The following is a 3,041-nucleotide window of genomic DNA, read 5'->3' as shown; positions in this document are numbered from 1 at the left end:
GATGCTCGGAGCCCCTCACGCGTGCGGAGCTCACAACCCCCGGCGGGGCCCCGGCGGGAGCGCGGCCGGCAGCCGGTCCCCGCCGCCGTACACCCGCCCGTCACCGCTCCACGGCGTGTACGGGTAGGCCGTCTCCTGCTGCCGCTCGCCGTACCCCGCGCGCGCCCCGTAGCCGTCCCGCCCACCGCCGAAGACCGGATCCGCCGGCTCCTCGCCGTGCCGGTCGCCGGGCAGGGTCCTGAAGGAGCGCTGCCACTCCGCGTAGAGCGCGTCGTAGATCGGGGTGGCCGACGGGCCGGCCCCCTGGGGTTCCTGCGGCGGGCGCATGGCGGGGATCGGGCTGGGGTACGGCTGCGGGCGCGAGGGGTCGTATGAGTGCACGTATCTGCCAACGACCCCGCCGCCGGTCGGATGCGGGCTGACCAGCGGCTCCTGCCGCGGGCCCGGCCGGGCCGCCGCCCTGGCGGGGCCCGGCACCGGCGTCAGGGGCGGCCGGGTGCTCATGTCCCGGCGAGCGGCATGGTCGCGGCGACGAGGAGCCCCTTGGCGGCGGCCCGCTCCAGGGCCTCCCGCAGCAGGTCCTCGCGCGGCTGCTGGCCGATCACGCCGACCGGCGCGGCGAAGACGACGACGCTCTTCGCCTTGTTGGCCGCGGTCCGCCAGCCCTCGGTCACCTGCAGCGGCGTGTGCGACTGCCACCAGGAGACCGGGGAGCCCGCCGGGCCCGGCTGCAGGACGGCGTGCAGCTTGCCCATCGCCATGAGGACCGACCAGCCGGGCAGCACCGCGGGGGCGCCGTCCAGCGCGCCGCAGGGGGCGAAGCCCTGCTCGGTCAGGAGGGTGAGGAACTCGTCGGTCGTCCCGTCGGTCCCCGGGCGGGCGATCGGCCCGGTGGGCTCGACGACCAGGGCGGGCGCCAGGTCGCCGTCGATCAGGATCAGCCCGCTGGTGACGCCCAGCGTGGCCTGACCCGGCGTAGCGGGTCCGGAGTCGGCGGAGTCGGCGGGCGAGTCCCCGGTGATGCTGCGCACGGCGCCCTGGAGCTGCTCCTCGGGGACGCGCACCACCTGGGAGGGGATGCAGGCGGCGTGGGCGAACGCGAGCACGGCGGTCTCCTCGCCGACGAACAGCACCGTGCTGGTGCGCTCCTGCTCCGAGTCGCCGGGGGTACGGCAGGACGTGCAGTCGTATCCGCCGGGGGCGCTGCCACCGGTGATCAACTGCTCGGCTTCTTCATCACCGATCTCGGCGCGGACGTCCTCGCTGACATCGAGCATGCGCGGCACGGGGTGGCTCCTCGGGCTTCGGGTGTCGGACAGGGGTGCGGGCTCGCGGTGCGGGTCCGCGAGGCGCCGCGACCGGCCGGATACGGCCCGCCGGGTCCTCCAGGGCACAACGCCCGATGCGGGGCCGGGGTCACGCGCCCGCGCACTCGCGGACCGTAGCTGTCCGCGAGGGCTGGCAGACTCGGGCGCATGTTGGAGACCTCGGCACGTCTGCTCCGCCTGCTCTCCCTGCTGCAGGCCCACCGCGAGTGGTCGGGCTCCGCGCTCGCCGAGCGGCTCGGCGTCACACCGCGCACCGTGCGCCGGGACGTCGACCGGCTGCGGGAGCTGGGCTACCCCGTGAACGCCAGTCCCGGCACCGGCGGCGGCTATCAGCTCGGCGCGGGCGCGGAGCTGCCGCCGCTGCTCCTGGACGACGACGAGGCCGTCGCCGTCGCCGTCGGGCTCCGCACGGCCGCCGGCAACGGAATCGAGGGCATCGGCGAGACCTCCGTGCGCGCGCTGGCCAAGCTGGAGCAGGTCCTCCCGCACCGGCTGCGCCGGCGGGTCGGCGCGCTCAACGCCTTCACCGTGCCGATCCTGCGCGACCCGGGGGCCTCCGCCGTCGACCCCGGTGTGCTGACCGAGCTCGCCAACGCCTGCCGGGACGCCGAGCGGCTGCGGTTCGAGTACCGGGACCACCTGGGGGCCGCCACCCGGCGCACCGTCGAGCCGCACCGCCTGGTCTGCTCCGAGCGGCGCTGGTACCTGGTCGCCTGGGACGTCGACCGGGAGGACTGGCGGACCTTCCGCGTCGATCGGGTCAGGCCGACGCCGCCGCACGGCCCGCGCTTCACGCCCCGCCGGCCGCCCGCCGAGGACCTGGCCGCGTACGTCTCGCAGGGCATCTCGACCCGGGCCTACGCGACCCGGGCGGTGGTCAGGCTGCTGGTCCCGCGGGCGCGCGCGGCCGAGCGGATCCCGCCGACCGTCGGGACGCTGGAGGCCGACGGCGAGGACAGCTGCCTGCTGCGGACGGGCGCGTTCTCGCTGGAGGTGATGGCCGTCCACGTGGTCATGCTGGGCTTCGACTTCGAGGTGGTGGAGCCGCCGGAACTCGTCGACGCGCTGGCGTCGGGCCGGGACCGGATCGACCGGGCCCTCGCCCGCGGCAGAGGGCCCGCGGCGTCCGCGGCGGCGGACGGGGAGTGAGAGCGTCGGCGCGGCCCAACTCCTCCCCGGAAGCACCGCGATGAGAAGTCGGCGGTCCTCCGCTATTCGGCGGAGGCCTCGGGGCGCACCGCCGGGCGGAATGCGGTGATCCTCATCGCCTCGCGTTATCGCCTCGCCATTCCGGAGAACGGCGGGGCGATATCCGGAAAACGCCGGGTGTCGTCGGGGCGGTGCAATTCCGAATTCCCCGGGAATTCACCGTCAGGAGCCGCTGCGGTCGCCCGTTCGTGTGACGGTCCTTTCCGTGCGGGGTGACTTCCCGCCGCCGGCGGCCTACCGTGGCGGACATGTCACCGATACCCTCCCCACCCGCAGAACCGGACGACGACGCCGCCGCGTACACGGGGCTGGAGGCCGACGGAGCCGCCCGGCTGGCCCGCGAGCGCGGCTGGAGCGAGGTCCGTCAGCTGGAGCCCGGATCGATCATCACCATGGAGTACCGGGCGGGCCGCCTGAACTTCGAGGTCGACGGCGGCACGGTCGCCCGGAGCTGGAAGGGCTGACCGCACCGCGCACGTGCGAAGGGCCCGGCACCCGCTGGTG

The 3,041-nt window shown here is 75.5% G+C and carries 4 protein-coding genes; 2 read left to right on the top strand and 2 right to left on the bottom strand.

The window, feature by feature from the left end:
• Positions 1–30: 30 nt before the first annotated feature.
• Both ACFWEG_RS28770 and ACFWEG_RS28765 read right to left on the bottom strand, forming a co-directional pair.
• Positions 31–327 carry a hypothetical protein gene (locus tag ACFWEG_RS28770; RefSeq protein WP_387220986.1) on the bottom strand — a complete coding sequence of 99 codons (297 nt, stop codon included), beginning with the start codon at positions 325–327 and terminating at the stop codon, positions 31–33.
• A 173-nt stretch (positions 328–500) separates the two neighbouring features.
• Positions 501–1,286 (bottom strand): hypothetical protein, encoded by a 786-nt coding sequence (locus tag ACFWEG_RS28765; protein WP_387220983.1) that lies wholly within the window; start codon positions 1,284–1,286, stop codon positions 501–503.
• A gap of 189 nt (positions 1,287–1,475) precedes the next feature.
• On the opposite strand from ACFWEG_RS28765, the gene ACFWEG_RS28760 reads away from it, so the two are divergent.
• Positions 1,476–2,477, top strand: a complete 1,002-nt coding sequence (locus ACFWEG_RS28760) for a helix-turn-helix transcriptional regulator (protein WP_387220981.1) — start codon at positions 1,476–1,478, stop codon at positions 2,475–2,477.
• A 308-nt stretch (positions 2,478–2,785) separates the two neighbouring features.
• A complete protein-coding gene (locus ACFWEG_RS28755; RefSeq protein ID WP_387220978.1) occupies positions 2,786–3,001 on the top strand; it encodes an I78 family peptidase inhibitor in 216 nt (71 codons plus the stop codon).
• Positions 3,002–3,041: the final 40 nt, after the last annotated feature.

It is taken from the genome of Streptomyces sp. NPDC060194, from assembly GCF_042728285.1.
Taxonomy (GTDB): Bacteria; Actinomycetota; Actinomycetes; order Streptomycetales; family Streptomycetaceae; genus Streptomyces.
Note: the sequence above shows the minus strand (reverse complement) of the source record. Positions and strands in the feature narration are given on the sequence as shown.

Excerpts from the sequence above, each read along its gene's own strand:
- ACFWEG_RS28755 (WP_387220978.1), top strand. The coding sequence starts at position 2,786 with ATGTCACCGATACCCTCCCCACCCGCAGAACCGGACGACGACGCCGCC.
- ACFWEG_RS28760 (WP_387220981.1), top strand. The coding sequence starts at position 1,476 with ATGTTGGAGACCTCGGCACGTCTGCTCCGCCTGCTCTCCCTGCTGCAG.
- ACFWEG_RS28770 (WP_387220986.1), bottom strand. The coding sequence starts at position 327 with ATGCGCCCGCCGCAGGAACCCCAGGGGGCCGGCCCGTCGGCCACCCCG.